A 22,186-nucleotide genomic window follows, 5' to 3' on the forward strand; every position below is an offset into this window, starting at 1 on the left:
TGGCCGTGGCCCGGGTCGCACGCCCAGGGCTCACTCCCAGGGCTCACTCCCGGGCCACGACCACCGCCGTCCCGTACGCGCACACCTCGGTGCCCACGTCCGCCGCCTCCGTCACGTCGAAGCGGAAGGACAGCACCGCGTTGGCCCCGCGCGCGCGTGCCTGCTCGACCAGCCGCTCCATCGCCTGGTTGCGGGTCTCGACCAGCGTCTTGGTGAGACCCCGCAGCTCACCGCCGACCAGCGACTTCAGCCCGGCACCGATCTGGCTCCCCAGGTGCCGGGAGCGCACGGTCAGGCCGAAGACCTCGCCGAGCACCTCCTGCACCCGGTGGCCCGGCAGATCGTTGGTGGTCACGACGAGCACGTCGGGCTGCGGGCCCTGGCCGCCGCCGTATTCTTCAATACCCATGGTTCTCAGGTTTCCCCGGGGAACGTCACAGCGCACCCCAAGACGCCCCGTGGAACCTGGGGCACCGCGGCTGCGTTGTACGTTTGGGCAGCCAGGTCCAGCCCGCCTCCCCCCAGCAGCAGGAGCCACAATCCCGTGACCACCCTTGCGCTCGGTCCCGAGTGGATCAGCCCGGACTACCTGATCGAGACGTTCAGTCTGCCCGGCATCCTGCTCATCGTCTTCGCCGAGTCAGGCCTCTTCGCGTTCCTGCCCGGCGACTCGCTGCTGTTCACCGCGGGCCTGTTCGTCGCCCAGGGCCAGTACATCAGCCAGCCGCTGTGGCTGGTGTGCACCCTGATCGTGGCCGCCGCCGTCCTCGGCGACCAAGTCGGCTACATGATCGGCAAGTTCTTCGGCCCGAAGCTCTTCAGCCGTCCCAACTCCAAGCTCTTCAAACAGGAGAATCTGGAGAAGGCGCACGAGTTCATGGAGAAGTACGGCCCCAAGGCGATCGTCCTGGCCCGCTTCGTGCCCATCGTGCGCACCTTCGCCCCCATCGTGGCGGGCGCCGGCCGCATGAAGTACCGCACCTTCCTCACGTACAACGTGATCGGCGGCGTGGCCTGGGGCACCGGCGTCACCCTCGCGGGCTACTGGCTCGGTCAGATCGAGTTCATCCGGGCCCACGTCGAGGCCATCCTCGTCCTGATCATCCTGGTCTCGGTCGTCCCGATCGCCATCGAGTACCTGCGCGAACGCAAGAAGAAGCAGCGCGCCGCCGCGGCCGGACCGGCCCCTGAGGCCGCCCAGCAGCACCAGCCCCAGCCCCCGTACCCGGTCATGGACGACGCGACGACCCAGCTCCGCCGGGTCGACCCGTACGACCAGCCGCAGCAGCAGTACGACCAGCAGTACGACCAGGGCTACGGCAACCAGGGCTACGGCAACCAGCCCTACGGCGGCCAGCAGCCCCCGCAGCAGCCGTACGCCCAGCAGTACCCGCAGGGCTACGGCGAGCAGCCCCAGCAGTACGGCGACCAGTACCCGTACAACCAGGGCCGCTAGAAACCTCGCGTCCGCTTGGCCGCCCGGCGTCCCGCAGCACTGGCGGCGCCGGGCACCTTCAGGAACAGCCGGGAGATCTCCCCGCCCAGGTTCACCCCGATCGCGATGGCCATCGCCAGGGCCACCGCGTTGGAGAGCGACAGCAGCCCCGAGTCGACCTCGCCCTGCGCGATGCCCAGCAGACCGAAGTACGTCGCCGAACCGGGCAGCAGCGGCCCGATCGCGGCCGTCGTGTACGGCAGCGCCGATGCGAACCGGTAGCGGGACATCAGCTGCCCGAACAGACCCACGAGCCCCGCCGCGGCGGCCGTGGAGGCCACCGGGGAGATGTCCCCGGCGTAGTTCATGGCGCCGTACACGCACCAGGCGATGCCGCCGTTCAGGGTCACCGCGAGGACGGTGGCCCGTTCCTGCTGGAGCAGGATCGCGAAGGCCAGCGAGAGCAGCATCGAGGCGAAGATCTGCACGAACGGTTCGTCACCGGTGCCCAGCTTGGCGTCCGGGTTCAGCTCGGCGCCCAGCTGGACCCCGAAGTACAGCACCACCAGCACCCCGGCGACGATGCTGACGAAGAAGTACATGACCTCCAGCAGACGTGCCGCGGCGGTGATGTAGAAGCCGGTCAGACCGTCCTGCACCCCCGCGACCAGCGCCCGCCCGGGCAGCAGCGCGAACAGCCCACCGGTGATCACCGCGGACGCCTTCACGTCGACGTGCGTCACCGTCAGCACGACACCCATCGCGGCGGGCGGCATCGCGGCCACCGCGAACTGGTAGAACTCCGGCAGCCCGCGCCCGGCGCACAGCCACGCCAGCCGGTCGCCGAGCATCGAGCCGAACATCGCCGCGAAGAACACGGTCAGCCCGCCACCGACGAGCAGCGAGGCCCCGCCCGCGAGCAGACCGCTCGCCACGGTCAGCACCCAGGTGGGGTACGGGTGCCGGTTGCGGCGGATCTCCGCGAGGCGCCGGTAGGCCTCCTCCAGGGAGATGTTCGTGTCGGGGTCGCTGAGGTCGTCCACCAGGTGGAAGACGGCCGCGAGCCGCGTGTAGTCGGTGCCCCGGCGGCGCACCGTCCGCGACGCCGTCACCGGGTCCTCGACCAGGGACGGCTGGTAGGAGATCGACAGCAGGGTGAAGGTGACGTTCGGCTCGCAGCGGTCCAGGCCGTAGGACCGGCAGACGGCGAACATGGCCGCCTCCACGTCCTCGGCGCCCTCACCGCCCGCCAGCAGCAGCTCCCCGATACGCAGCGTCAGGTCGAGCACGCGCGGCACGGCCGGGCCGGTCTCGTCGTCGTGCTTCTGCGAGGGCTCGGGCGCGGGCCGCTCGGCCACCGGCATGCGCAGCATCGCGCGCATCCGGTCCTGCCAGGGCACGTCCGTCAGGCTCACCGCCGGGAAGCCGCTCCCCGGGGTGAAGGCGGTCGGGGCGGTCCACGCGCTGTGCGTGCTCGGCATGGTGAACGCCGAGCCCTCGGTGTCCGCGGGCGCCGCCTGCGGCACCTCCAGGCCGTCGGGGAGCGAGAACTCCGAGGTCGTCTCGGACTCGGTGCCGGCGTGCCGCGGGACGGCGAACCCCTGCGGGATCTCGAACTCGGACGTCGTCGACGACTCGCCGTCGATCGACGCCGCGATCCCACTGGGCTGCCGGAAGGCACTGCGGGCCTCGTCCGACTGCGGTTTGGGCTCCTCCGCCTCCGTCACCTGCGCAACGCTCCCTGGTACCGACACACCCTCCTGTTGACCTCAGTATGGTCACTCAAACACGAACGGGCCGCACGCGTGTGCGTGCGGCCCGTTACGGGAGAGGCGCCTGATCAGTGGCCGCCCTGGTCCTTGAAGCGCTTGTAGGACCGCTCGATCTCGACCTCGGCCTCGGTGCGGCCCACCCAGTCGGCGCCCTCGACGGACTTGCCGGGCTCCAGGTCCTTGTAGACCTCGAAGAAGTGCTGGATCTCCAGGCGGTCGAACTCCGACACGTGATGGATGTCACGCAGGTGCTCCACGCGCGGGTCGGTCGACGGCACGCACAGCAGCTTGTCGTCGCCGCCTGCCTCGTCCGTCATCCGGAACATGCCGATCGCGCGGCAGCGGATGAGGCAGCCCGGGAAGGTCGGCTCGTCCAGGATGACCAGCGCGTCCAGCGGGTCGCCGTCCTCGCCGAGGGTGTTCTCGACGAAGCCGTAGTCGGTCGGGTAGGCGGTCGAGGTGAACAGGCGGCGGTCCAGGCGGATACGACCGGTCTCGTGGTCCACCTCGTACTTGTTCCGCGAACCCTTCGGGATCTCGATCGTGACGTCGAACTCCACCGGACGCTCCTCCATGATCAGCACATAGTTCTGGTGGTTAAGTGTCCCTCACGCAGGTGTGTGATCGCGAAAGGGGCTGGTGACAGTGCCAGAGCTGAGGCCTTGGCGGACCGCGAGACCGCATGTCGCGCGGGCCGCGGATGCCGTACGTCCCCGTCTGGCCCGCTTCGTCCGGGCCGCCGGACCGCGGGTCGCACGGCTGGCACGGGCCACGGCGCCGCGGCTCACCCGGATCACGAGGCCGAAGACCTGGCAGTACACCGCCGGTGCCGCCACCGCCGGGCTGGCACTGGCCGCCGGGGTGGTGACCGTCGCCGGCCCCTGGGACTCCACGGGTCAGCGTACGGCCGAGCGGGACCGGGCCGTCGCCCTGGAGCACACGGGTGGCACAGATCACGGCCGCGGATCCGGGGCCTCCGGCTCGTCGTCCGGATCGCCCCGCCCCGCGCCCAGCGCCGGTGCCGTACTGGCCGGTCTCGGCGGCACCTCCGCCCCCGGCGGCGTCAAGGCGGCACCCGGCGACCAGGACCTCGCGGACCTCCTCGACCCCCTGCTCAAGGACGCCCCCGGGCTCGGCGAGCGCCGCGCGGCGACCGTCGTCGACCTCACCACCGGCAAGCGCCTGTACGGCCTCGGCGCCGACACCCCGCTCACCCCCGCCTCCACCACCAAGATCGCCACCGCCGTCGCCGCCCTCACCGCCCTCGGCCCCGACCACCGCCTCACCACCCGCACCGCCCTGGAGGCCGACACCGGCGAGGTCGTCCTGGTCGGCGGCGGCGACCCCACCCTCACCGCGCGCGAGGACGCCCGGGGCCTGGCCAGCCTGCGCACCCTCGCCGAGAAGACCGCCGCCGCGCTGAAGAAGCGGGACGTGCGCCAGGTGACGCTGTCGTACGACACGACGCTCTACGCCGGTACGGAAATGCACCCGATCGGGGTCAACGAGAACCTCGCCCGCGTCACCGCCCTGATGGCCGACGAGGGCCGCACCGACGACTCCACCAGCGGCCCCGCCCCGCGCGCGGAGGACCCGGCCGCCGACGTCGCCCGCACCTTCGCCGGCCTCCTGAAGGAGCACGGCATCACCGCGTCGGCCCCCGGCCCCTCCAAGGCCACCGGCCGCGCCGACACCCTCGCCACGGTCTCCTCGCCCCCGCTGTCCGCCCTGGTCGAGCGGATGCTGACCAACAGCGACAACGACCTCGCCGAGGCCCTGGCCCGCCACACCGCCGTGGCGACCGGCAAGCGCGCCGACTTCGACGGGGCGGGCACCGCCGTCACGGCCCGCCTGAAACAGCTCGGCCTGCCGGTGGGCGGCGCGCGGTTCCACGACGGAAGCGGCCTGGACCGCACCGACCTGATCAGCGCCGACCTGCTCACCGCGCTGCTGACCGAGGCGGCCGACCCCGCTCGCCCCCAGCTCCGCGCGGTGCTCACCGGGCTCCCCGTCGCCCACTTCACCGGCACCCTGGCCGGCCGTTACACGGACGGCGCAGCGGGCCTCGTCCGAGCCAAGACCGGCACCCTCACGGGCGTGAACACCCTCGCCGGCACGGTCACCACCCCCGACGGCCGCCTCCTCGGCTTCGCCTTGCTGGCCAACGCCACGACGGACGCCTGGGCGGCGCAGACGACCCTGGACCGAGCGGCAACAGCACTGGCGTCGCAGACGCCGTAGCTGCGGGCAGCCGTCGCCGTCGCCGCCGCTGCGGGCAGTCGTGCCGCTGGGGCGGCACGGGTGGGCGCAGCGGCACCCCGCCAACGCCGGGCTGCGTGACCCACCCCCCGGCGCCCACCCCCGCCGCACAACTGCCCCCCAGCGGCAGCGCTCCCGTACCGTTGACGCATGACGAGCATCGGCGCAAATTCCGGCATGGTCGACTGGAACCTCGCGGTGGCGACCGCGACCCGGCTCGTACGGCCGGGCCCCGAGGTGAGCCGCGACGAGGCCAGGGCCGTCGTCGCCGAGCTCCGCCGCCATGCCAAGTCCTCGGAGGAGCACGTCCGCGGCTTCACCCGGATGGGCACCGAGGAGACCCACGACACCCCCGTCCTGGTGGTCGACCGGCCCGGCTGGGTCCGGGCCAACGTCGCCGGGTTCCGGGAGCTCCTCAAGCCCCTGCTGGAGAAGATGCAGGAGCGGCGCGGCGGCGGCGCGGGCAACGCGGTCCTCGGCGCCGTCGGCGGCAAGGTCACCGGCGTGGAGCTGGGCATGCTGCTGTCGTTCCTGTCCTCCCGCGTCCTCGGCCAGTACGAGACGTTCGCCCCCGCCACCCGAGAACTGCCCGCCGGCGCGAACGGCGGCGGCCGGCTGCTCCTGGTCGCGCCGAACATCGTGCACGTCGAGCGCGAACTCGACGTCGAGCCGCACGACTTCCGCCTGTGGGTGACCCTGCACGAGGAGACGCACCGCACCCAGTTCACCGCCGTGCCCTGGCTGCGCGACCACCTCGAGGGCGAAATCCAGTCGTTCCTGGCCGAGACCGACGTGGACCCCATGACCGTGCTCGAACGGGTCCGCGAGGCCGCCCAGTCGCTGGCCGGGGGCCGTCCCGAGGCGGAGGAGGACGACGGCGGCCGCTCGCTCGTGGAGCTGGTGCAGACCCCGGCCCAACGGGAGGTCCTCGGCCGCCTCACCGCCGTGATGTCCCTCCTGGAGGGGCACGCCGACTTCGTGATGGACGGCGTCGGGCCGGCGGTCGTGCCGAGCGTCGGGGAGATCCGGGAGAAGTTCCAGCAGCGCCGCGCCAGGGGCGCCTCCCGCCTCGACATGGCGCTGCGCAAGCTGCTCGGCCTGGACGCCAAGCTCCGTCAGTACCGGGACGGCGAACGGTTCGTACGGGCCGTCGTCGAGGAGTGCGGCATGGACGGCTTCAACCGCGTCTGGACCTCGCCCAACACGCTCCCCACCAAGTCGGAGATCGCCAAACCGGCGGACTGGATCGCGCGGGTGCACCGCAAGCCGGAGGCGTGAGCCGCGCGGGCGGGGCGTGAAACGATTCCGGCCTACGGCAGGCGAACGACCCTTCAATCACCCGTCCGAGGGACCGTGAGCCTTCGGCAGGCGTGCGATGCTCGGGGAACGGCCTGTTTCTGTCACCATCTACACACTCTGCGTGACTGAACCTCGGGCTCACCCCCGACAACTTCATGAAGGGCACCGGACATGGGTCCCCATCCTGCGGTCGCGGCGATACGCCTGGCGGTCCGCCGCGTCCTCCACGACATCCTCACCGAACTGAACACCCCGGCCGGCGTCCCCGCCGCGACGGCCGTCGAACGTACGCCCGAGCGTGCGCCCGGACTCCCGACGGCACCGCTCGTGCTCGTGGCGTGCTCCGGCGGTGCCGACTCCATGGCGCTCGCCTCCGCCCTCGCCTTCGAGGCCCCCCGGCTCGGCGTCCGCGCCGGCGGGGTCACCGTCGACCACGGCCTGCAGAGCGGCTCCGACCTGCGCGCCGAAGAGGTCGTCCTGCGCCTGCGCGAACTGGGCCTCGACCCCGTGGAGGCCACCGCCGTGACCGTCGGCCGCGGCGGAGGCCCGGAAGCCGCCGCCCGCGACGCCCGCTACGCCGCGCTCGACGCCGCCGCCGCCCGCCACGGCGCCGCCGCCGTCCTGCTCGGCCACACCCGCGACGACCAGGCCGAGACCGTCCTGCTGGGCCTCGCCCGCGGCTCCGGCATCCGCTCCCTGTCGGGCATGGCCGCGGTCTCGGGGGCCGGCGGCCGTTACCGGCGCCCCTTCCTCCAGGTCGACCGCCAGACCGCCCGCAAGGCCTGCATGGTCCAGTCCCTCCCCGTCTGGGACGACCCCCACAACACCGACCCCGCCTACACCCGCTCCCGGCTGCGCCACGAGGGCCTGCCCGCCCTGGAGAAGGCCCTCGGCAAAGGCGTCGTCGAGGCCCTCGCCCGTACGGCCCAACTCTCCCGGGACGACGCCGACGCCCTCGACACCTGGGCCCGCCAGGCCGAGGCCGGCGTCCGCGACGCCACCGGCGGACTGGAGTGCGCCAAGCTGTACGCCCTGCCGCCCGCCGTACGCCGCCGGATCCTGCGCCGTGCCGCCCTGGAGGCCGGTGCCCCGGGCGGTGCGCTGTTCGCCCGCCACATCGAGGAAGTCGACCGGCTCATCACCGGCTGGCGCGGTCAGGGGGCCATCAACCTCCCCGGCAAAGTCGTCGCCCGGCGGCAGGGTGGCAGACTGGTGATTCGGCAAGGCTGAATCCGGACCCTCCACCGATCCGCAGACGGATCGACGGACGCTTCGGACTGGCCGGTGGGACGACCGAAAGTGATGCGGGTGGACGCGAACGACATGGGTGCCGACCTCGAGAAGGTACTCATCACCAAGGAAGAGATCGACGCGAAGCTGGGCGAGCTGGCCGCGAAGATCGACGCGGAGTACGCAGGCAAGGACCTGCTCATCGTCGGTGTCCTCAAGGGCGCCGTGATGGTCATGGCCGACCTGGCGCGCACGCTGTCCACCCCCGTCACGATGGACTGGATGGCGGTGTCCTCGTACGGCGCGGGCACCCAGTCCTCCGGTGTGGTGCGGATCCTCAAGGACCTCGACACCGACATCAAGGGGCGCCACGTCCTGATCGTCGAGGACATCATCGACTCCGGCCTGACCCTGTCCTGGCTGATCTCCAACCTCGGCTCGCGCGAGCCCGCCTCCCTCAAGGTGTGCACGCTGCTGCGCAAGCCCGACGCCGCGAAGGTCGCCATCGACGTGGAGTGGGTCGGCTTCGACATCCCCAACGAGTTCGTCGTCGGCTACGGCCTCGACTACGCCGAGAAGTACCGCAACCTCCCGTTCGTCGGTACGCTCGCGCCCCACGTGTACGGCGGCTGACGCGACCCTGTAACGGACTTCACGGCGTTTCGGCGGGTCACCGGGAACCCCTCGGGCCCCCGCGCCGTTGGAGCATGCAGACGGGACGTCGGCCCGCCCGTGCGGCTGAGGGCCGCCACGCTGGGGTACCGTCAGAAGAACTGTCTTATCAAACTCACTATGGCAGGAGGGACGGGGCGACACCGCTCCGTGTGGATGGACGTGAAGCGATACTTCCGTGGGCCAATCATGTGGATCGTGCTGGCCGTCCTTGCCGTGGTCGTGTTGATGCAGGTCGTGGGCTCGTCCGGTGGCTACAAGACGGTGGACACGGGCCAGGTCGTCCAGGCGATCAACGACAACAGGGTCGAGTCGGCCAAGCTGACCACCGGTGACGAGCAGACCATCAAGGTCCAGCTCAAGGACGGCCAGAAGGTCGAGGGCAGCTCGAAGATCCAGGCGAGCTACATCGGCGACCAGGGCGTGACCCTCGCCAACACACTTCAGAACAAGTACCAGGACAAGCAGATCCCCGACGGCTACACCGTGTCGCCGTCGAAGCAGAACCCGTTCGTCGGGATTCTGCTCTCCCTGCTCCCGTTCGTCCTCATCGTGGTCGTCTTCCTGTTCCTGATGAATCAGATGCAGGGCGGCGGCTCCCGGGTCATGAACTTCGGCAAGTCCAAGGCGAAGCTCATCACCAAGGACACCCCGAAGACGACGTTCTCCGACGTCGCGGGGTCCGACGAGGCCGTCGAGGAACTCCACGAGATCAAGGAGTTCCTCCAGGAGCCGGCCAAGTTCCAGGCCGTCGGCGCCAAGATCCCCAAGGGCGTGCTGCTGTACGGCCCGCCCGGCACCGGCAAGACCCTGCTCGCGCGTGCCGTCGCGGGCGAGGCGGGCGTGCCGTTCTACTCGATCTCCGGTTCCGACTTCGTCGAGATGTTCGTCGGTGTCGGTGCCTCCCGAGTGCGCGACCTGTTCGAGCAGGCCAAGGCGAACGCCCCGGCCATCGTCTTCGTCGACGAGATCGACGCGGTCGGCCGCCACCGCGGCGCCGGCCTCGGCGGCGGTCACGACGAGCGCGAGCAGACCCTGAACCAGCTGCTCGTCGAGATGGACGGCTTCGACGTCAAGGGCGGCGTGATCCTCATCGCCGCGACGAACCGGCCCGACATCCTCGACCCGGCGCTGCTGCGCCCCGGCCGCTTCGACCGGCAGATCGCCGTCGACCGCCCGGACATGCAGGGCCGTCTGGAGATCCTCAAGGTCCACCAGAAGGGCAAGCCGGTAGCGCCCGACGTCGACCTGTCGGCCGTCGCCCGCCGTACGCCCGGCATGACCGGTGCCGATCTGGCCAACGTGCTGAACGAGGCCGCCCTGCTGACGGCCCGCAGCGACCAGAAGCTGATCGACAACCACATGCTGGACGAGGCGATCGACCGCGTGGTCGCGGGCCCGCAGAAGCGGACCCGGATCATGTCGGACAAGGAGAAGAAGATCACCGCGTACCACGAGGGCGGTCACGCCCTGGTCGCGGCGGCCTCACCGAACTCCGACCCGGTCCACAAGATCACGATCCTGTCCAGAGGCCGGGCCCTCGGCTACACGATGGTGCTCCCGGACGAGGACAAGTACTCGACCACGCGCAACGAGATGCTCGACCAGCTCGCCTACATGCTGGGCGGCCGCGCGGCCGAGGAACTGGTCTTCCACGACCCGACGACGGGCGCCGCCAACGACATCGAGAAGGCCACCAGCGTGGCCCGTGCCATGGTCACGCAGTACGGCATGACCGAGCGCCTCGGTGCCATCAAGTTCGGCGGCGACAACAGCGAGCCGTTCCTCGGGCGTGAGATGGCGCACCAGCGCGACTACTCGGAAGAGGTCGCCGCGCTGGTCGACGAAGAGGTCAAGAAGCTCATCGAGACGGCGCACAACGAGGCCTGGGAGATCCTGGTCGAGAACCGCGACGTCCTCGACAACCTCGTCCTCGCGCTGCTGGAGAAGGAGACACTGGGCAAGGAGGAGATCGCCGAGGTCTTCGCCCAGATCGTCAAGCGTCCGTCCCGGCCCGCCTGGACCGGTTCCTCCCGCCGTACGCCCTCGACCCGTCCGCCGGTGCTCTCCCCCAAGGAGCTGGCACTGACGAACGGCGCGAACGGCGCGACGGCGGCGATCTCCACCGCCAAGAGCACCACGGTGGAGCCCGCTCCGGCACCGGAGCGAGCACCGGAGGACCGCCCGGAGAGCTGACCCCGGCCGCCTCGGACCGCCCCGGCGGCCCGACCAGGCCCGGAATGTATGCCGCGCCCCCCAGGTTCTAGCCTTGGGGGGTGCGGCATTTTCGTATGCCGTCGCAGGACGGATCAGGAACGAGGCATCACATGACCGACCCCGTGACGCTGGACGGCGAGGGCCGGATCGGCGAGTTCGACGAGAAGCGGGCCGAGAACGCCGTACGCGAACTGCTGATCGCGGTCGGCGAGGACCCGGACCGCGAGGGCCTCAGGGAGACTCCGGCACGCGTGGCACGGGCGTACAAGGAGATATTCGCCGGTCTGTGGCAGGAGCCGGAGGACGTTCTGACGACGACGTTCGACCTCGGGCACGACGAGATGGTCCTGGTGAAGGACATTGAAGTGTTCTCGACATGTGAGCATCATCTGGTGCCGTTCCGCGGGGTGGCGCACGTCGGCTACATCCCGTCCGCCAGCGGGAAGATCACCGGTCTGTCGAAGTTGGCCCGGCTCGTGGACGTCTATGCGCGCCGCCCGCAGGTGCAGGAACGTCTCACCACGCAGATCGCGGACTCCTTGATGGAGATCCTGGAACCGCGCGGGGTGATCGTCGTGGTCGAGTGCGAGCACATGTGCATGTCCATGCGGGGCATCCGCAAGCCGGGGGCGAAGACCCTCACCTCGGCCGTGCGGGGTCAGCTGCGGGATGTCGCCACGCGCAACGAGGCCATGAGTCTGATCATGGCCCGCTGAGCTCGCGGGTGCGGCTCATGCCGCCGATGCGGTGCCCGGGTGGTCGTCGTCCTCGTCTTCGGGGAGTCTGCAGACTCGTTCCATGAAGAGGGCGGCCGCTATGACGGCGATGCCTGCGACGACCGAGGCGCCCGCGTAGATGGCCTGGTCGCGGCGGGCCGGGATGTCGAGGTACTCCAGCAGGAAGACGCCCGTGCCGCCGTACATGCCGGCGACGAGGGCGGCCACCAGGGCGCTGGCCTGGCCGAAGACGACGGCGCGGGCCGCCATCATCGGGTCGACGCCCTTGGCGCCGGGGACGCGGTCCCGCTGGGCCTTGAGGCGGGCGCGGATCGAGAGCGCAGTGGCCAGCAGGATCACTGCGATCAGGGCGAGGACGACGGGGGCGGCGAGGGGGACGCTCGGGAGGGTCCCGACCGAGTTCCACAGGCGGGCGCCGGCCCAGGACAGCACTCCGGCGACGACCAACACGCCGGCCAGCACCCTGATGCGCAACTCTTTCACGGTGTTCCGGTGTCCCTTCGGCTCCCCGGCGCGGTCGTCCTGACCTCGTCGTCCTCGTCGACCTTAACGACTACTCGGGCAGCCGGAGTTCCAGGTCGGCGCGGGGCGCGACGCCGTCGCGGGTGACGGCGGTCAGAAGGTCGGCGACCCGGCCCCGGCCGGGCAGGTCGGCCTCCGGGTCGACGTCCAGCCAGGGGGCCAGCACGAAGGCGCGTTCGTGGGCGCGCGGGTGAGGGAGGGTGAGGTGCGGGTCGTCGGAGACGACCTCGGCGTAGGCGACGATGTCGACGTCCAGGGTGCGCGGGCCCCAGCGCTCGTCGCGGACCCGGTGGAAGGCCTCCTCGACCGCGTGCGCCCGCTCCAGGAGCGAGGACGGGGGCAGCGTCGTCTTCACGATCACGACCGCGTTGAAGTACGAGGGCTGGCTGTCGGGGGCCACCCCCCACGGCTCCGTCTCGTAGACGGGGGAGACCCCTTTGACGCGCAGGCCCGGGGTGTCCTCCAGGGCGTCGATCGCGCCCTGGAGGGTCTCCAGGCGGTTGCCGAGGTTGGCGCCGAGGGCGACGACCGCGCGCTTGGGGTTGGACAGGGTGGTGTCCGCGGCGTCGACCTGCTCGATGACGGAGGCGGGCACGGGCTGTACGGTCGGGTCGCTCGGACCCTTGGCGAAGGGGGCGCTCATACACGGCTCCGGATGATGGTGACGGTCACGTCGTCGAAGGGGACGGTGATCGGCGCGTCCGGCTTGTGGACGCAGACCTCGACCTCCTCGACCCCTTCGTGCTTCAGACAGACCTGGGCGATGCGCTCGGCGAGGGTCTCGACGAGGTTGACCGGCTCGCCCTCGACGACGGCCACGACCTCCTCGGCCACGATGCCGTAGTGCACGGTCTTCGCCAGGTCGTCGTCGGCCGCGGCCGGGCGGGTGTCCAGGCCAAGGACGATGTCCACGAGGAAGGTCTGGCCGTCCTCGCGCTCCTTGGGGAACACACCGTGGTGCCCGCGGGCCTTCAGGCCGCGCAGCGCGACACGATCCACGCGAATCACTCCTGCAGTCGTCGGTCTCGGCCGGTCGTACCACGTGCGGGTGGTACGGCGGCCCCAGTCGAATCTACCCGCGTGCACCGACAGTGCCGGGCCGCGGGGGGCGGGGCTGGGTGGGGAGCGGGCAGGTATTCACCGCGCGTTCTCCCTGGCGGTCCCGGTGGATCACGGGTTGGTAGCCGCCCCTACCCGCCGGTCCGTGATTCCAACCACTTCTCGGTGCTCCCAGTCGCCGGCCGGGTCAGGGCGGTGTGTCCTCGCCGTCCTCGTCCTCGGTTTCCGCGAGGACGGGGGAGGCGTGGTGGGACCAGAGCTTCCAGCCGGCGGGCGTGCGCCGGAAGGTGTTGGTGGCGACGACGAGCTGGCCGACGAGCGGACCGAGCTCCTCGCCGCCGTCGGGGGCGGGGCCGCCGCTGAGGATGTTCTCGGTGCAGGTGACCAGGGCGGTGTCGCCGGTGACGGAGACGTGCACGTCGGTGAGGAAGAACTGGATGTAGTCCGTGTTCGCCATGATCAGGGCGTAGGAGCGCAGGACCTCGCCGCGGCCGGTGAGTACCGGCCAGCCCGGGTGGACGCAGGAGACCACGCCGGCGTCGGCCGGGTCGTGGTACGACTCGTCGACGCCCAGGTCGGAGGGGGTGAGCCAGAACTCGGAGACCTTCTCGAAGTCGCCCTCCTCCAGTGCCTCGTAGAAGGCGGTGTTCGCGGCCTCGACCTGTTCGACGTCGAGGTGCGGCGCGTTCATCGGGCGCCTTCGACGGCGCGGGCGACGCGGACGGCGTCGGCCGTGGCGCGGACCTCGTGGACGCGGACCGCCCACGCGCCGGCCTGGGCGGCGAGCGCGGAGACCGCGGCGGTGGCCGCGTCGCGCTCGCGCGCGGGGGGCGGGGCGGCGTCGGGGCCGGCGAGGACGCGGCCGAGGAAGCGTTTGCGGGAGGCGGCGACGAGGAGGGGGTGGCCGAGGGCGAGGAGGCGGTCGAGGTGGGCGAGGAGGACGAGGTCGTGCTCGGCGTCCTTGGAGAAGCCGAGGCCCGGGTCGACGATCACGCGGTCGGGGGCGATGCCGCCGTCGAGGACGGCCTCCACGCGTGCGTGCAGTTCGTCGACGACCTCTGTCACGACGTCGGTGTAGGTGCCTTTGACGTTGCCGTCCTTCAGGAGGCCGCGCCAGTGCATGACGACGAAGGGGGCGCCCGTGTCGGCGACGACCGGGATCATCCGGGGGTCGGCCAGGCCGCCGCTGACGTCGTTGACCAGGGCGGCGCCGGCGGCGAGGGCCTGCTCGGCGACGGAGGCGCGCATGGTGTCGACGGAGACCGCCACGCCCTCGGAGGCGAGGCCGCGCACGACCGGGACGACGCGCCTGAGTTCCTCGTCCTCGTCCACGCGGGTGGCGCCGGGGCGGGTGGACTCGCCGCCGACGTCCACGAGGTCGGCGCCCTGGGCGACCAGGTCCAGGCCGTGCTTGATGGCCGACGTGGTGTCGAAGAAGCGGCCGCCGTCGGAGAAGGAGTCGGGGGTCACGTTGACGACTCCCATGACCGCGCAGCGGTCCCATGCGGTCAGTCCCGCGAGATGGCGTCGGCGGCGGCCGGTCTGCTTGCTCATGTGTTCAGCGTAGGCGGTGGGCTGTGGCGGGTGCGCGGGGTGCCTGCGGCGGCTGTACCGGGTGCCTGCGGGTGCCTGCGGCGGCCTGTGCGGGTGCGGTGGGGGTGCGGGTGGCGCGGTGGGTTCGGTGGGTGGGTCGGGGCCGCGTCGGGGGGTGTCCGTCCTCGGAACGGCGCGGAATCGGTCACTTGAAGAGGCTCGGGGCGTTGACGCGCCAACCGCTGCGTGCGGACACCCCCCGACACGACCCCTTCTCGCCGTACGCGGCTGCGGCCCGCCGTCCTCCGGCGCCCCGTCCCGCCGTACGCGGCTCTCCCGCCGCGTCGCCACCGCCCCAGCTGCGCGCCGTCGCCGTCGCCGCCGCCCCCGCCGCCGCAGCGCGCCGCCGCCCCCGGCCGCCGCTGCGGGCAGTCGCCGCCGCCCCCGCCGCAGCTGCGGGCAGTCGTGCCGCTGGGGCGGCACGGGTGGGCGCAGCGGCACCCCGCTACGCCGGGCCGCGTCCCCCTCGCGCCCGCACCCGCCCCGGGTGACGGAGAACACGTCGGCCCACTGACCGTCACGCCGCTCGCGCCGGCGCCTGGTGGGCGCAGGGGCGGCGCGAGGGCGTCCGGCGCTGGAGGAAGCGGGGGAGGGAGATCGTGACGAAGCCCTCCGCCTGCATCGCGGCGAAGCCGATGCGCGGGAGGTCGGCCGAGCGGCGGTAGACGACGAAGCGCGGCTCCCACCGGGGCCGGAACTTCGCGTTGAACTTGTACAGGGACTCGATCTGGAACCAGCGGGAGAGGAAGACCAGCAGCCCGCGCCACGCGCGGAGGACCGGGCCCGCGCCGATCTTCTCGCCGCGCGCGAGCGCCGCGCGGAACATCGCGAAGTTCAGCGACATCCGCGCGATGCCCAGTTTCGGGGCGGCCTGGAGCGCGGCCACGATCAGGAGTTCGTTCATGCCGGGGTCGGCCGCGCGGTCGCGCCGCATGAGGTCCAGGGACGCGCCGTCCGTGCCCCACGGCACGAAGTGCAGGACCGCCTTCAGGTCGCCGTACTCGCCGGGTTCCGTGTCCTGTTTGTGGGCTGTGGCGATCAGGCAGTCGCCGTCGGCCGGGTCGCCGACGCGGCCCAGGGCCATGGAGAAGCCGCGCTCGGTGTCCGTGCCGCGCCACGCGTCGGCGGCGCGGCGCACCCGGTCCAGTTCGGCGTCGGAGAGGTCAGCCACGCGCCGTACCCGGGTCTCGTAACCGGCGCGCTCGATGCGCTTGACCATCTGGCGCACGTTGCGCATCGCGCGGCCGGCGAGGGAGAAATCCGCTACGTCCACCACCGCCTCGTCGCCCAGTTCGAGGGCGTCGAGGCCCGTTTCGCGGGTCCAGACCTCGCCGCCGGTCTCCGAGCAGCCCATGACGGCCGGCGTCCAGGAGTGGGCCCGGGCCTCGTCCATGAAGCGTTCGATGGCGCCCGGCCAGGCCTCTACGTCGCCGATCGGGTCGCCGCTGGCCAGCATCACGCCGGAGACGACCCGGTAGGTGACGGCGGCCTTGCCGCTGGGGGAGAAGACGACGGCCTTGTCGCGGCGCAGCGCGAAGTGGCCGAGGGAGTCGCGGCCGCCGTGCCGGGCGAGGAGGGCGCGCAGGCGGGTCTCGTCGTCCTCGGTGAGGCGGGCCGCGGGGTGTTCGGGGCGGAAGGCCAGGTAGATCGTGGTGACGGCGGTCAGGAGGCCGAGGGCGCCGAGGGAGAACGCGACCGTCCAGGAGGTGTTGCCGCGGTAGTCCACCGGGCCCTCGACGCCGAACAGGCCGTAGAGGACATGGGTGATGCGGTCGGCCAGGCTCGGGTCGCCGAGCATGCGGTGCGGGTGGGCGTTGACGACGAGCAGGCCGAGCAGGACGGAACCGGCGCTCATGAGGACGAAGTTGGCCAGCGCCCGCCAGCGGCTGCGGGGGTCGGGGAGGGCGGCGAACTCGTCGCGGTGGCGGAGGAGGGGGATCAGGAGGGCCACGGAGATCACTGCGCCGAGGAGGGAGTGGCGGTATGTGAACTGGGCGACGGCTCCCAGTGGCAGCAGGGCGACCGCCGCCCGCCAGGCCCGGCGCTTGCGGCGCTTGAGGCCGTGGGCCAGCAGGAGGAGCAGGACGCCCGCGCTGAGCGAGAGGGCGGCGGCGAAGGGGCCGAAGGCGCCGGGCAGGACCTCGGCGAGTGCGTGCATCCGGCTGTGGCGGAAGCGCGGGAAGGAGCCGGCCGCGATGTCCAGCAGGCCGACGAGCACGCAGGCGCGGCCGACGAGGAGGGGGATCCGGTCCGGGCGGGGGCCGCGCAGTGCGCGGCGTATGCGGGTGGGCCTCGTCGGAACCCCGCCCGACATTTCCTCATCTGTCCTGACAGACATCGCACCTGTGGTTCTGCGAGAGATCGTGGATTCCGGGCCCGTTCCGGGCATCCGGCGACATTGCGCCCTCTAGGACGGTGTCTCGGAGGGAGAGGTTCACTCCCCTGATCAACGGAAAAGCACGGGCGGGTAGCAAGGCATGGGTCTCACGAGCAACAAGGTGCTGGCGCTGGCGGTGGTGGCCGGCGTGCTGCTGTTCGCCGGGACGGTGTGGTTGTGGCCGCGGCTGGCCGGGCGGGGTGTGCGGGCCCTTCTGGGGAGGGTCGGTCTGCTGCTCGCCACCCAGGTGGCGGTCTTCGCGGCGGTGGGACTGGTCGCCAATCAGTCCTTCGGTTTCTACGGCAGTTGGGCCGACCTGTTCGGGCGGGAGGACGGGCAGGGCGTGGTCGTGGACCACTCGGCCGGTGCGGGCGGCGGGCCGCTGCGGGTCGTCGGGGACCGGCGGGTGACGCCGGCGAGCGGGGCGCGGCCGGACGTCTCGGGGCGGGTGGAGGAGATACGGGTGGTCGGGCGTACGTCTCGGATCGCGTCACCGGCGTATGTGTATCTGCCGCCGGAGTACTTCCAGGCCCGGCACCGTGGCCGTACGTTTCCCGCGGCCGTCGTCCTGACCGGTTATCCGGGGACGGCGGAGGCGCTGGTGGAGAAACTTCACTACCCGCGTACGGCGCTGGAGCTGGCGAAGGCCGGTCGGATGCGGCCGATGATCCTGGTGATGCTGCGGCCCACGGTGGCGCCGCCGCGCGACACGGAGTGCGTGGACGTACCGGGCGGGCCGCGGACGGAGACGTTCTTCGCCAAGGACCTGCCCGAGGCGGTGGGCGCCCACTACCGGGTGGCCAAGGGGCCGCGGAGCTGGGGCGTCGTCGGCAACTCGACCGGTGGCTACTGCGCCCTGAAACTCGCCGCGCACCATCCGGAGGTGTACGCCGCCGGGGCGGGGCTGTCGCCGTACTACGACGCGCCGAACGACCCCACCACGGGTGACCTTTTCCAGGGGGACGAGGGGCTCGAGAAGCGGGCCAGTCTGTGGTGGTATCTCAAGAACGCGCCCGCGCCCGACACTTCACTGCTCGTCACCAGCAGCAGGACCGGCGAGACGAACTACAAGGACACGCTGAAGTTCATTGATCTGGTGAAGGGCAAGAGGCCGACCCGGATCTCGTCGATCATCCTGGAAAGCGGCGGGCACAACTTCAATACCTGGCGGCGGGAGATTCCCGCGACGCTGCGGTGGCTGGATGAGCGGCTGGGTGGAGGGCGGGACTCTTGAATGATCTTGGAATCCGGGGGTAATTCGTCCGTCGTCGGGGGTGTGGATTCCCGGTTCCCTGTGAACACGTCGGAGATGGCCGTGTTTTTACGGGGCGGGGCGCCAAGATTCGCCTACGCGCGGTAAGTTTCTGGCCATGCCACGTGGACGTCATCGCCATTCCCCGCCTCTGCACAGGCTGCTTCCTCCGTCGGCGATCGCAGGTGTTTCGGTCGTCTGCGCCCTCGGGCCCTGGTTCTTCAGCGAGACCATGATGCTTCGCGTGCTGGCCGCGGCCGCCGCGGTGACGGCTGTGGTCGGCGCGGTCGTCATGCGGCACTGGGACGCGCAGGCGGGCCGGCAGGTCGCCGACCTCACACGCGCGCGTGCGAGCGACGAGTGGCGCTTCGAGGAACGGGTCGCCGAACTGGAGTCCGACCTGGAGGAGTCGCGCGAGCTGCGGCAGAAGCTGGAGCACCGGCTGCGGGCCAAGCGCACCGAGCTGGCGGGGCTGCGCAATGAGCACGCTTCGCTGCTGCGGCGCTACGCCACGGCGGAGACCGAGCGTGCCAGCGCGCTGGAGGGGCGCCGGCTGCTGGAGATAGAGGCCCCGCCGCAGGCACCCGCGCTGCCGGCGGCCCGCACCGCCCCGGTGGAGGAGACGCCGGTGCAGGAGGCGCCGGTGCAGGAGGCGCGGGAGCAGGACACTCGGGAGCAGGAAACGCCGGGGGCGGATGCTGCGGCCGGGGAGGTGTCCGGTGAGGGGGACGCGGCGGTCGAAGAGGCCTCCGTTCCGGCGGTCTTCTCGCCCGAGGGGTCCCGGCTGTTCCTGCGCGCGAACGCGGCCCTGGCCCGCTTCGACGGCGACGCGCCCGCCGATCCGGACGGTGGCGACCGGGCTGCGGCCGCCGCCGCCCCGGACGGCTCCGGCGGTGACGACGACGGGAACGGTGGCGGGGACGGCGGCGGCGACGGCGGCGGCGAGGGTGTGCCCGCGACCGACGCGGGGCAGGAGGACGAGGCCCAGGGGCAGCCCGAGGCGGCCGACGGCCATGAGCGCACCGCCGCCGCCTCCCCGACCACGACGTCCGACGAGCGGCCCGCGCAGCCCACCCAGTCCACGCAGCCCAGTCAGCCCACCCAGTCCACCCGGCGGGCCGACGGGCACTTCACGGTGCCGACCGCGGTGGCCGTCGTACCGGCGGCCCCGGCGCGGCGTCCGGTGGTCGAGGGCGGCTTCGACTTCTTCGGCACCAAGCCCAGCGACGACGCGACGGGCGGGGCGGGTGCGTCCGACGCCGCTCTGGAGACCGTGCAGAACGAGGACCTCGCCGACGTGGTCGGCCAGGAGGCGCTCGCCCTGCACAAGGCCGAGGCCGAGGTCTCCTTCAAGCCGGCCGGCGAGGAGTCCCGGGGCGTGGGCCAGGTGATCGACCTGACCGCCCACGACGAGACCGAGCAGATCGACGTACAGGGGCTGCGCAGCGCGGTCTCCTGACCCGCGGTCCCCTGGCCGCGGGCTCGGCCTCAGGCCATCCAGCGGTCCGGCGGGGCGTCCCGGCGGCCGGTCCTGGACCGTTCCGCCTGGCTCCGCAGCAGCTCCGCGGCCTCTTCGGCGTCGCGCAGGCGGGCGGTCACGGTCTTGTTCGCCCCCGTGTCCACATGGACGTCGGCCAGCCGCAGGGCGCGCCGCCAGGGGCCCTGCGTCAGGCGGACGCTCTGGACCTTGGCGTGCGGCACGAGCGCCAGGCTGCGGCGCAGCAGGCCGTACCGGGCGGCGAAGACCGCGTCGGTGACGGCGAGCCCGTGGCCGCGCCACCACAGCGGTCGGCAGCGTGCGGCCCGGCGCGGCGGGCGCGTCAGCTCCGGTCCGGGCGGCACGCTCACCCCGGGCAGTACGCGCGCGACGACCGACTCGGCGATCTCCCGGGGGGCGACCGGCAGCAGGACCGAGTTGGACGACCCGGCCACGTCCAGCTCGACCCGTACCCAGCGGCGGCGCCGCCACAGCAGCGGCTCCACGAGGCGCACGGTCTGCACCCGGCCCGGCGGCACCGTCTCGTGGGCGCGGTCGAGCAGGCCGTGGTCGATGCGGAGCCCGTCCGGGGACTCGGCCACCGTCCAGTCGTACTCCCCGACGAACCGGCCGGCGCTGCTCGCGCCCGCGGCGCCCACCAGCGGCAGGGCGGTCGCCAGCACCGTCCACAGGTTGTGGGTGGCCAGCCACAACAGCGTCGGTACGACGGCGGCGGCGAGCAGTGTGCCCCAGGTCGCGCCGGTCAGCAGGAGGGAGACGGCGAGAACGCCGGGCGGCACCCGCAGCAGCTGCCGCGCGGGGGCCTCGCCGACCTCGTGCGCGGTCTCGGGCGCGAAGCCCGCCGCGCGCGCGAGGAGCTCGGCCCGCAGCGCACGCGCCTCGTCGGCGCCCAGGAAGGCCAGTTCGTCCTTCTTGCCGGTGCCTATGACGTCGAGCTTGAGCTTGGCGACGCCCGCGACCCGGGCCAGCAGGGGCTGGGTGACGTCGATCGCCTGGATGCGTTCGAGGCGGATGTGCGCGGTGCGGCGGAACAGCAGGCCGGTGCGGATCCGCAGCTCGGTGTCGGTCACCGCGTAGTGGGTGAACCACCAGGTGAGGAAGCCGTACAGGGCGGCGGCCGGGATCAGTACGGCGAAGCCGATCAGCAGGTGGGTGGTGGTCAGCCGGGTCAGCTGGCGCTGCGCCTGGTCCGGATCGTGCACGGCCCACCCGACGAGCACCGCGACCGGCGCCCACGCCCGCCGCAGGGGCGTGACGGGGTGCAGGCGCCGCTCCACGACGTCGCCGCCCCGGCCCCGGCTCGCGCCCTCCCCCTTCGCCGGTGCCCTGCCGACGCCCGCGCCGGGGCCCTCGCGGTCGGAGCCGGTGGCTTCGGGTGCGGGGGCTGCGGAGTGGTCCGCGGGCTCGGCGGTGTCGTCGTGGCTCGTCTGGCGCGGGGCTCTGTCGCCGTTTGGGTCGGGGTCGGTGCGGCCGGGTTGGCTTGCGCTGTTCGTTGGCGTGACGTCGGCGTCGGGAGGCTCGGGTGCGGGGGGCGCCGTGGGGTCCGCGGGCTCGGCGGTGTCGTGGTTGGGATTCCGCAGGGGGGCGTTTCCGTTGCGGTCGGGGGACGCCGGGCGGGGCTCGCTCGTGTGCTCCGCCGGACCGTCCGCGCGCCCCGCGGTGCCGCCCTCGGTCGCGCCCCTCCCTGCCCCGGGCCCGGTCACAGGCCCGCCGATCGGGCCTCGCCCAGCTCGGTGAGGCGGTCGCGGAGGCGTTCCGCCTCGGCCGGGTCGAGGCCGGGGATGGTCGCGTCGGTCGCGGCGGCGGCCGTGTGCAGTTGCACGCTGGCCAGGCCGAAGTGGCGCTCGACCGGCCCGGAGGTCACCTCGACCAGCTGCATGCGCCCGTACGGGACGACGGTCTCCTCCCGCCACAGCACACCCCGGCTGATCAGCAGGTCGTCGGCGCGCTCGGCGTACCTCCAGGAGCGCCAGTTTCGCTCCAGCATCACCCAGCCCCAGGCCGTCAGGGCCAGCGGCAGGAGGGCCAGGGCGGCCCAGAACGGGTCCAGGAACAGGGCGGGCAGCACGCCCGCGGCGAGGGTCAGCAGCCCCAGCCACACCACCAGCAACAGGCGGCGCAGGTGCAGCAGCCCCGGCGGCAGGCCGGTCCACACCGGCTCGTCCCTCGGCGCGGCCGACGGGCCCGCCGGAGCCGCCCGCCCGGCCGCTTCCGCCGTCCCCGCCGTGCCCGCGTCGTCCGGGCTCCCCGTCTCCATGGGGCCA

20 protein-coding genes are annotated in these 22,186 nt (G+C 72.3%); 9 read left to right on the plus strand and 11 right to left on the minus strand.

Going from position 1 to position 22,186, the window contains the following annotated elements; all coding sequences use genetic code 11:
* Nucleotides 1-43 precede the first annotated feature (43 nt).
* Nucleotides 44-409: a YbjQ family protein gene (locus tag ACZ7MF_RS29095; protein WP_003975421.1), complete on the minus strand. Its 366-nt coding sequence runs from the start codon at nucleotides 407-409 to the stop codon at nucleotides 44-46.
* 135 nt (nucleotides 410-544) lie between these two features.
* Here ACZ7MF_RS29095 and ACZ7MF_RS29100 point away from each other — a divergent pair, with 135 nt between their 5' ends.
* Nucleotides 545-1,456, plus strand: coding sequence for a DedA family protein (locus ACZ7MF_RS29100; protein WP_471481069.1), 912 nt, complete (start codon nucleotides 545-547; stop codon nucleotides 1,454-1,456).
* On the opposite strand, the gene ACZ7MF_RS29105 is transcribed toward ACZ7MF_RS29100, so the two are convergent.
* Entirely contained in the window at nucleotides 1,453-3,162 is a 1,710-nt protein-coding gene (locus ACZ7MF_RS29105) for a threonine/serine exporter family protein (protein ID WP_471481071.1), read from the minus strand. The two genes, ACZ7MF_RS29100 and ACZ7MF_RS29105, sit on opposite strands and share 4 nt — an antisense overlap.
* A gap of 113 nt (nucleotides 3,163-3,275) precedes the next feature.
* Nucleotides 3,276-3,767, minus strand: a complete 492-nt coding sequence (locus ACZ7MF_RS29110; protein ID WP_356859622.1) for an inorganic diphosphatase — start codon at nucleotides 3,765-3,767, stop codon at nucleotides 3,276-3,278.
* A 79-nt stretch (nucleotides 3,768-3,846) separates the two neighbouring features.
* Here ACZ7MF_RS29110 and dacB point away from each other — a divergent pair, with 79 nt between their 5' ends.
* From dacB to folE, 6 genes are all read left to right on the plus strand, one after another.
* Nucleotides 3,847-5,448, plus strand: a complete 1,602-nt coding sequence (dacB, locus tag ACZ7MF_RS29115) for a D-alanyl-D-alanine carboxypeptidase/D-alanyl-D-alanine endopeptidase (protein ID WP_471481073.1) — start codon at nucleotides 3,847-3,849, stop codon at nucleotides 5,446-5,448.
* 168 nt (nucleotides 5,449-5,616) lie between these two features.
* Nucleotides 5,617-6,744 carry a zinc-dependent metalloprotease gene (locus ACZ7MF_RS29120; protein WP_471481075.1) on the plus strand — a complete coding sequence of 376 codons (1,128 nt, stop codon included), beginning with the start codon at nucleotides 5,617-5,619 and terminating at the stop codon, nucleotides 6,742-6,744.
* A 192-nt stretch (nucleotides 6,745-6,936) separates the two neighbouring features.
* Entirely contained in the window at nucleotides 6,937-7,995 is a 1,059-nt protein-coding gene (tilS, locus tag ACZ7MF_RS29125) for a tRNA lysidine(34) synthetase TilS (RefSeq protein ID WP_471481077.1), read from the plus strand.
* 72 nt (nucleotides 7,996-8,067) lie between these two features.
* A complete protein-coding gene (gene hpt / locus ACZ7MF_RS29130; protein ID WP_471481230.1) occupies nucleotides 8,068-8,628 on the plus strand; it encodes a hypoxanthine phosphoribosyltransferase in 561 nt (186 codons plus the stop codon).
* Nucleotides 8,629-8,823: 195 nt separating this feature from the next.
* Entirely contained in the window at nucleotides 8,824-10,863 is a 2,040-nt protein-coding gene (gene ftsH, locus ACZ7MF_RS29135) for an ATP-dependent zinc metalloprotease FtsH (RefSeq protein ID WP_471481079.1), read from the plus strand.
* Nucleotides 10,864-10,994: 131 nt separating this feature from the next.
* Nucleotides 10,995-11,600, plus strand: coding sequence for a GTP cyclohydrolase I FolE (gene folE / locus ACZ7MF_RS29140; RefSeq protein WP_471481081.1), 606 nt, complete (start codon nucleotides 10,995-10,997; stop codon nucleotides 11,598-11,600).
* A 15-nt stretch (nucleotides 11,601-11,615) separates the two neighbouring features.
* Here the strand turns inward: folE and ACZ7MF_RS29145 are convergent, their stop codons facing one another.
* From ACZ7MF_RS29145 to ACZ7MF_RS29170, 6 genes are all read right to left on the minus strand, one after another.
* Nucleotides 11,616-12,104, minus strand: a complete 489-nt coding sequence (locus ACZ7MF_RS29145) for a DUF3180 domain-containing protein (RefSeq protein ID WP_471481083.1) — start codon at nucleotides 12,102-12,104, stop codon at nucleotides 11,616-11,618.
* Between the two features lie 70 nt (nucleotides 12,105-12,174).
* On the minus strand, nucleotides 12,175-12,786 hold the full coding sequence (gene folK, locus ACZ7MF_RS29150; protein ID WP_356859608.1) for a 2-amino-4-hydroxy-6-hydroxymethyldihydropteridine diphosphokinase: 612 nt from the start codon (nucleotides 12,784-12,786) through the stop codon (nucleotides 12,175-12,177).
* Nucleotides 12,783-13,142: a dihydroneopterin aldolase gene (folB, locus tag ACZ7MF_RS29155; protein WP_011028954.1), complete on the minus strand. Its 360-nt coding sequence runs from the start codon at nucleotides 13,140-13,142 to the stop codon at nucleotides 12,783-12,785. Before folB ends, folK begins: the two co-directional genes overlap by 4 nt.
* 247 nt (nucleotides 13,143-13,389) lie before the next feature.
* Nucleotides 13,390-13,893: a nuclear transport factor 2 family protein gene (locus ACZ7MF_RS29160; protein ID WP_003975434.1), complete on the minus strand. Its 504-nt coding sequence runs from the start codon at nucleotides 13,891-13,893 to the stop codon at nucleotides 13,390-13,392.
* Entirely contained in the window at nucleotides 13,890-14,756 is an 867-nt protein-coding gene (folP, locus tag ACZ7MF_RS29165) for a dihydropteroate synthase (RefSeq protein WP_471481086.1), read from the minus strand. Before folP ends, ACZ7MF_RS29160 begins: the two co-directional genes overlap by 4 nt.
* 556 nt (nucleotides 14,757-15,312) lie before the next feature.
* Entirely contained in the window at nucleotides 15,313-17,109 is a 1,797-nt protein-coding gene (locus ACZ7MF_RS29170; RefSeq protein ID WP_471481088.1) for a phosphatidylglycerol lysyltransferase domain-containing protein, read from the minus strand.
* Between the two features lie 163 nt (nucleotides 17,110-17,272).
* Between ACZ7MF_RS29170 and ACZ7MF_RS29175 the strand changes: the two genes are divergently transcribed.
* Both ACZ7MF_RS29175 and ACZ7MF_RS29180 read left to right on the plus strand, forming a co-directional pair.
* Nucleotides 17,273-18,406 (plus strand): alpha/beta hydrolase, encoded by a 1,134-nt coding sequence (locus ACZ7MF_RS29175; protein ID WP_471481090.1) that lies wholly within the window; start codon nucleotides 17,273-17,275, stop codon nucleotides 18,404-18,406.
* A 136-nt stretch (nucleotides 18,407-18,542) separates the two neighbouring features.
* Nucleotides 18,543-19,883, plus strand: coding sequence for a hypothetical protein (locus ACZ7MF_RS29180; protein ID WP_471481092.1), 1,341 nt, complete (start codon nucleotides 18,543-18,545; stop codon nucleotides 19,881-19,883).
* 29 nt (nucleotides 19,884-19,912) lie between these two features.
* On the opposite strand, the gene ACZ7MF_RS29185 is transcribed toward ACZ7MF_RS29180, so the two are convergent.
* The gene (locus tag ACZ7MF_RS29185) at nucleotides 19,913-21,199 is read right to left on the minus strand and encodes a PH domain-containing protein (protein ID WP_471481232.1); all 1,287 of its coding nucleotides are present in this window, start codon (nucleotides 21,197-21,199) and stop codon (nucleotides 19,913-19,915) included.
* 422 nt (nucleotides 21,200-21,621) lie between these two features.
* Complete coding sequence (locus ACZ7MF_RS29190; RefSeq protein WP_471481094.1) at nucleotides 21,622-22,179, minus strand: PH domain-containing protein; 558 nt, start codon at nucleotides 22,177-22,179, stop codon at nucleotides 21,622-21,624.
* Between the last annotated feature and the right edge of the window lie 7 nt (nucleotides 22,180-22,186).

It is taken from the genome of Streptomyces sp. NPDC111628 (genome assembly GCF_055635195.1).

Excerpts from the sequence above, each read along its gene's own strand:
- ACZ7MF_RS29095 (WP_003975421.1), bottom strand. The coding sequence starts at position 409 with ATGGGTATTGAAGAATACGGCGGCGGCCAGGGCCCGCAGCCCGACGTG.
- ACZ7MF_RS29120 (WP_471481075.1), top strand. The coding sequence starts at position 5,617 with ATGACGAGCATCGGCGCAAATTCCGGCATGGTCGACTGGAACCTCGCG.
- tilS (WP_471481077.1), top strand. The coding sequence starts at position 6,937 with ATGGGTCCCCATCCTGCGGTCGCGGCGATACGCCTGGCGGTCCGCCGC.
- hpt (WP_471481230.1), top strand. The coding sequence starts at position 8,068 with ATGCGGGTGGACGCGAACGACATGGGTGCCGACCTCGAGAAGGTACTC.
- ftsH (WP_471481079.1), top strand. The coding sequence starts at position 8,824 with ATGGACGTGAAGCGATACTTCCGTGGGCCAATCATGTGGATCGTGCTG.
- folE (WP_471481081.1), top strand. The coding sequence starts at position 10,995 with ATGACCGACCCCGTGACGCTGGACGGCGAGGGCCGGATCGGCGAGTTC.
- folK (WP_356859608.1), bottom strand. The coding sequence starts at position 12,786 with ATGAGCGCCCCCTTCGCCAAGGGTCCGAGCGACCCGACCGTACAGCCC.
- ACZ7MF_RS29160 (WP_003975434.1), bottom strand. The coding sequence starts at position 13,893 with ATGAACGCGCCGCACCTCGACGTCGAACAGGTCGAGGCCGCGAACACC.
- folP (WP_471481086.1), bottom strand. The coding sequence starts at position 14,756 with ATGAGCAAGCAGACCGGCCGCCGCCGACGCCATCTCGCGGGACTGACC.
- ACZ7MF_RS29170 (WP_471481088.1), bottom strand. The coding sequence starts at position 17,109 with ATGTCGGGCGGGGTTCCGACGAGGCCCACCCGCATACGCCGCGCACTG.
- ACZ7MF_RS29175 (WP_471481090.1), top strand. The coding sequence starts at position 17,273 with ATGGGTCTCACGAGCAACAAGGTGCTGGCGCTGGCGGTGGTGGCCGGC.
- ACZ7MF_RS29180 (WP_471481092.1), top strand. The coding sequence starts at position 18,543 with ATGCCACGTGGACGTCATCGCCATTCCCCGCCTCTGCACAGGCTGCTT.
- ACZ7MF_RS29190 (WP_471481094.1), bottom strand. The coding sequence starts at position 22,179 with ATGGAGACGGGGAGCCCGGACGACGCGGGCACGGCGGGGACGGCGGAA.